The following is a 5,828-nucleotide window of genomic DNA, read 5'->3' as shown; positions in this document are numbered from 1 at the left end:
GGCTGACTCGTCATCGCGCCTTGTCTCGCGGCGAGCTCGACAGTGTTCTGCGACGACTTAGCGGGGCGGATCGTACGCCCCACCGGAGGTCCCTGGCGATTCGCGCTGGAGTAGTCCCACGTCGTCGGCGCCCTGCTGACGGTCGCGCTGATCGCGCTCCCGGCCCGGGCAGCGGTACGGACGGACACCTTCTCACCCCAGACGATCGCCGGCGGGTACGCGGTGATCGGCGTGCTCCTGGGCCTGGCCATCGCTTACTGGGCCGTGGTGTCCAGACCGGTGGCGGCAAACCTGATCGCGACGGCGGCCTGGCTCTGGTCCCTGGCCGTGGCGGCGGTCGTGGCCACGATCTTCTGGCACCGCCCCTCGGCAACGTACCTGTCGAGCTGGCAGTTCTTCTCCCCGGACTCCCCCGACGACCAGTACGGGACGATCTACTGGCCGAGCGCGTTGCTGACCCTGCTCGCGGCGCTGGTGATCGGGATCATCGGCGCGCTGCCGGCGGTTCGGCGCGGAGACCTGGGGGTAGGCGCCGCCTCGTCCGGGGCGGTCGGGCCGCTGCTGGTGGCGGCGGCTTTCTTCGTGCTGGCTCCGCAGCTGACCGGCACGCCTGGTCCGTTGCAGTCGGCTTATCTGATCGCGCCCTACGCGGTGCTGGCCGGGCTGGCGGGGTCGGCGCTGACGGTGGCCTTGGGCCAGCGCGGTGCTGCGCGTCGTACGGGCGGATCCACGTCGGGGGATGCGGCCTTGCCGGCATCGGTGAGTTCTCGCAGCTCGGAAGCTCGCGGCTCAAGATCGCGCAAAGCCGGCGCGGTGAGCGCCAAGGCGGCTGACTCCGAACTTGCCGCCGGATCTGGAGACGCCGATCCCACGAGCGCCGGGTCAGCCGGCGCCCGAGCGGCCACCGCCAAGTCCGCCACGGCCAAGTCCGCCACCGCCGGATCCGCTGGCCCCAGACTCGCCAGGTCGGGGTCCTCCAAGTCCGAGGCGACGAGCTCCCGGGCCGTGAGCTCGGAGGCGACAAGCGCTGGGGCTGTGAGCTCGGAGTCGACGAGCGCTGGGGCTGTGAGCGCCGGGGCAGCGGGTGCTGGGACAGCGTCCGACCCGGAGGCTGGATCCCCACGAGCGCGCGCCGCCCGTTCGGAATCCGCCGCGTCCGGAGCTGCGGTCGTGCCGTCGCCGAGGCCCGCACCGAAGGGGCGATCGAAGGACCCGGCCAAATCGGACAGAACAAGCACTCCGGCGGCCGAAGCCAGCCCTCCGCCGGCCGATGCGGAGCCTCGCCGACGGCGGTCCTTCATGGACCGGTTCCGGCGCGGCAAGGCAACACAGCGTGACGCCGAGTCGGCCGTCGACCCCTCGGCGATCGCTACCGGCCGCGCCAAAGCCCCTGCTTCCGCGACCGCCTCAGCTCCCACTTCTGCGACCGCCTCGAGCCCCGGGGCTGCGACCGCCTCGGGCCCTGCGGCACCTCGTTCGGCCGCGGCCTCTCGTTCGGCCGCGACACCACCTTCGGCCGGGGCACCTCGTTCGGCCGGGGCACCTCGTTCGGCAGCGGCACCACCTTCGGCCGCGGCACCTCGTTCGGCCGCGGCGCCACATTCGGCTGCGGCGCCACGTTCGGCTGCGGCGCCGGCGCAGGGCGGCCCCTCGTCGGCAGCGGCCCCCGTCAGCGGACGATCGCGGCCCGCCGGCTCTTCCAGGTCCGGTGTCCCCTCGGTCGATGGCAACGCACGGCCGGCCTCCTCGTCCGCCCCGGGCCGGTCCGACACCCGCTCGACGGTCGCCCCGCCGCCCGCCTCTCCCCCGATCGCGAAGATCAACGACGCTCAATCGGGTGAAAACCGCTCCGCAGCTCCGAGGACAGCCGCCGCATCCGGGCCGGATTTGAAGGCTGGACCAGCGGATGCCGCGAGTTCCGATAAAACGCCCCCCACGCCGAAGAACCCCGCGAAGTCCACAAAGGCGACTCCCGCGCGCGCCACCTCGCAGCCGTCAGCTCCTCGGCAAGCGCGAGCAACCGGCAGCCGCGCCGCAACGCCCGCCAAGCCGGCGGCCGCTACCAGGCCGGCCGCACCGAAGGACGCTGTCCCGAAGAACCCCGGCTCGAAGGACGCTGACGCGAAAAACGCGCCCTCGGGAGGCGCCGGGCTGCTCGACGAGGACGACACCGCCGAGCTGCCCGTGCAGGATTCCCGGCGGCGGCCGGGCCGTCGCGCCGGCGAGGACGAGGCTCGCTGAGCTAAGGGCGTGTCCTAATCGACAGGCCAGGTGTGCACCGGCTCGTTCGTCTGCTGCAGTGAGCTGTATCGAAGCAACATGTCGTGCAAAGCCCCCTGCCGGTCCAGCCCGCGGCGGTGTTCCGCGGACCACACCGCTTCCGTCTGCCACGTCGCGCCGTTGCGGCCGGTGCGGCAGCGGGCCTCGATGATGCCGAGCAGTCGGTCGCGGTGCACCCGATGCACGCCGAACAGGTCGAGACCGGCGTGGGCCTTGGCCAGCAGAGTGTCCAGCACCAGTTCCGTCACCTGGGTCTCCCCGGCGCCCGGCCAGTACATCGTCGCTTCGATGCCGCGTCTGGCTGCGGCGTGGAAGTTGTCCTCTGCCGCGCCGAAGGAGAGTTGTGACCAGATCGGCCGGTCCTCCTCGGCCAGTTGCCGGGCCAGGCCGAAGTAGAAGGCCGCGTTCGCCAGCATGTCGACCACCGTCGGGCCGGCCGGCAGCACCCGGTTCTCCACTCGCAGGTGGGGACGGCCGTTCATCACGTCGTAGACCGGGCGGTTCCAGCGGTAGACAGTGCCGTTGTGCAGGCGTAACTCCCCGAGGCACGGGACTCCGCCGGCTTCGAGGACCGCAACCGGGTCCTCCTCGTCCATGATCGGCAGCAGCGGCGGGAAGTACCGGACGTTCTCCTCGAACAGGTCGAACACCGAGGTGATCCAGCGTTCGCCGAACCACACTCTGGGGCGTACCCCTTGGGCTTTGAGCTCGTCGGGCCGGGTGTCGGTGGCCTGCTCGAACAGCGCGATCCGGGTCTCCGCCCAGAGCTGCCGCCCGTGCAGGTACGGCGAGTTGGCCCCCACCGCCACCTGAATCCCGGCCACCGCCTGCGCCGCGTTCCAGTACGCCGCGAACTGGTCCGGTGGCACCTGCAGGTGGAACTGCACACTGGTGCACGCCGCCTCGGGCGCGATGGAGTCGTTCGCCGTCTGGAGGCGCTCGACGCCGCGGATGTCGACGCTGAACTGTTCGCCGCGGGCGCCGACGATCTGGTCGTTGAGGGCGCGGTACCGATCGTTGGCCGAGAGGTTCGCCAGCACCAGATGCCGGGGTTGCAGGGTGGGCAGGCTGCCGATGAGCACGATGGTGCTGTCCGCCTTCTTCGCCCGGTCCTCGGCGCGGCTGAGGCTTTCGACGAGATCTTCCTCGTAGTCGGCGAAGCCGTTGCCGGTGATCAGCCGGGGGCGGGCGTTGAGCTCAAGGTTGAACTGGCCGAGCTCGGTCTGGAAGGTCGGGTCGGCCAGGTTGGCCAGGACCTCGGCGTTGCGCATCGCCGGTTCGGCGTCCGCGTCCATGAGGTTGAGCTCGATCTCGAGGCCCGTCATCGGGCTCTCCGCGTCGAAGGCGAAGTCGTCGAGCATCAGAGCCAGCACGTCGAGGCAGCGCCGGACCTTCTGCCGATAGTGGACCCGGTCGTCCTGCGAGAAGACGACCCCTGAGAGGTCCTTACCCATCGTTCCTCCTGGCACGTTCGCGTGACGCTCTCACGGTATGTGCACCCGCTAACCAAGGCCAGGGACGAATCGGACACACATCAGCTCTGGGTAAGCACGCGGCAGCGCAACGTTTACCCTCGCACTCGGCCGGTGATGCCGCCAGTCGGACGGCCGGACACGGCGAAGCGCCGCCCGAACGGACGGCGCTTCGCTGCGGATCGGTGAAGGTCAGGCCTGGCGGATGGCCTCGCCCTCGATCTCGATCTTGACCTTCTTGCCGATCATGACGCCGCCGGACTCGAGCGCCATGTTGTAGGTCAGGCCCCAGTCCTCGCGGTCGATCTCGGTCGTCGCGCTGAAACCGAAGACCTGCTGACCGTACGGGCTGGTGGTCGCACCCTCGAACTCGACGACGAGCTCGACGGGCTTGGTGACGTCCTTGATGGTGAGCTCACCGTCGAGGACGAACTCGGCGCCGGCGTGCGACTTAATGCCGGTGCTGCGGAAGGTGATCGCCGGGTACTTCTCGGCCTCGAAGAAGTCGCCGGTGCGCAGGTGGTTGTCCCGGTCGACATTGCCGGTCTGCACGCTCGCGGTGACGATCGAAGCGGTGACGGAGGACTGCAGCGGGTCCTCGGCGATGGTGATGGTCGCGTCCGCCTCGGCGAAGTTGCCGCGGACCTTGCTGACCATCAGGTGACGCACCACGAAGCCGACCCGCTTGTGCGCGGCGTCCAGCTGGTAGGTGCCGGCGGACGGGATCTGCAGACCCTCGAACTCGCGGGTGCTGGCGACGTCGGTCATGACATTTCCTCTCGAAGGCAGAGCCAGGTTGTTGTCTGACGGAGCAACTATATGCCAAGCAATATTCCCCGTGTCAAGAGACCGCTGGTAAGCTGGCTCACGTGGGTACCGACTTTGATGACCCCCGGTTCACCGCCATCGGCCTCTTCGCCGAGGCGTTCACCGGGTTGAGCAGCCGTTTCGCCGCGCAGTTCGAGCAGCACCGGGTGTCCCCGGTCGAGTTCGAGGTGCTGATGCGCCTTGCCCGCTCGCCGCAGAACCGCTTGCGGATGACCGACCTCGCCGGCCAGACCTCCCTGTCCACCAGCGGGGTGACCCGGGTCGTGGACCGGATGGACCGCGGCGGCCTGATCCGCCGCGAGGCCTGTCCGAGCGACCGCCGCAGCTCCTTCGCGGTGATCACCGACGCCGGTCTGGCCCGGCTCGACGAGATCCTGCCGGGGCACCTGGAGCTGGTGCAGCGGTGGTTCATCGACCAGCTCACCCCGGATCAGCTGGCGCAGATGCTGGAATCGCTGCGGACCATTCGCGACGCCGTCAACCCGTGCGCGACGGCGGGGAGCTCGGAAGAGGACGCCTTACCGGCCGTGCCGGGCCATTGAGCCGAACGGGGCAGTAACCGGCAGAAGTACCGGCAGAAGCCCGACAGCGCCTGGGCAAAAGCCGCTTAAATCCGCAAATCCCCCGGGGGCGCCGGTTAAGGTGATCTCCGCAGGGGGACGCGGCGCGGCCGAGGCCGAAGGCTGGGCAAACGGGGGTGCCTTCGTTCACGCCGCGTGACCGGGGCGTTGGGACGGCCGGCGTGTGGGGGGCACACAAGCGCCGGTCGTCCACGCCCTGGCACAGCTCAGGGCTGCTCCTCCAGACCGCGCACCGCTTCCGGTCCGAGCAGCTCCCGCTCCCGCGGCAGCAGCGTGATCCCACCCGTACGGCAGAGCTCGGCCAGCCGGGCCACCGCCTCCTGCCGCCGTTCCGCGTCCGGAGTGCTCCGCACCACGCCGACCAGCGCCTCCACCGTGTCACGAGGATCGTGGCCACCGGCGTACGCCTCGGCGGCAGCCGCGAAGCTCTCCGCCGCCCGCTTCTCCTCGCCGCGTCGCAGGGCGATCGCTGCCTCCACGATCGCCGCCGGCCCGTCGGCGGGCGCTTGCGGTTCGGGCCCGCGCAGCTCGGCCAGCACGTCGAGCGCCTCCGTGACCCGGCCGCTCTCGGCCAGCGCCAGGCCGACCTTCGCGAGCACCCGGCCCAGGTGAACCGGATCACCGACATCCTCCAGCTCCGCCAACGCGTCCCGGCCGAGCAGGGCGG

General features: G+C 70.4%; 4 protein-coding genes and 1 pseudogene. 1 reads left to right on the top strand and 4 read right to left on the bottom strand.

The window, feature by feature from the left end:
- The 3 genes from AB0C29_RS30220 to AB0C29_RS30210 all read right to left on the bottom strand — a co-directional run.
- On the bottom strand, positions 1 to 251 hold a 251-nt coding region (locus AB0C29_RS30220; RefSeq protein WP_360827158.1), incomplete at its 3' end, for a hypothetical protein.
- 2,004 nt (positions 252 to 2,255) lie between these two features.
- Entirely contained in the window at positions 2,256 to 3,734 is a 1,479-nt protein-coding gene (locus AB0C29_RS30215; RefSeq protein ID WP_360827155.1) for a glutamate--cysteine ligase, read from the bottom strand.
- A 210-nt stretch (positions 3,735 to 3,944) separates the two neighbouring features.
- On the bottom strand, positions 3,945 to 4,520 hold the full coding sequence (locus AB0C29_RS30210; RefSeq protein WP_360827152.1) for a YceI family protein: 576 nt from the start codon (positions 4,518 to 4,520) through the stop codon (positions 3,945 to 3,947).
- Positions 4,521 to 4,621: 101 nt separating this feature from the next.
- Here AB0C29_RS30210 and AB0C29_RS30205 point away from each other — a divergent pair, with 101 nt between their 5' ends.
- On the top strand, positions 4,622 to 5,122 hold the full coding sequence (locus AB0C29_RS30205) for a MarR family transcriptional regulator (protein WP_360827150.1): 501 nt from the start codon (positions 4,622 to 4,624) through the stop codon (positions 5,120 to 5,122).
- Positions 5,123 to 5,367: 245 nt separating this feature from the next.
- Here the strand turns inward: AB0C29_RS30205 and AB0C29_RS30200 are convergent.
- A pseudogene (locus tag AB0C29_RS30200) lies at positions 5,368 to 5,828 on the bottom strand (XRE family transcriptional regulator); the annotation flags it as partial.

Source organism: Actinoplanes sp. NPDC048791 (genome assembly GCF_040650095.1).
Taxonomy (GTDB): domain Bacteria; phylum Actinomycetota; class Actinomycetes; order Mycobacteriales; family Micromonosporaceae; genus Actinoplanes.
The sequence above is the reverse complement of the archived record's forward strand: the minus strand, read 5'-3'. Positions and strand labels throughout refer to the sequence as shown.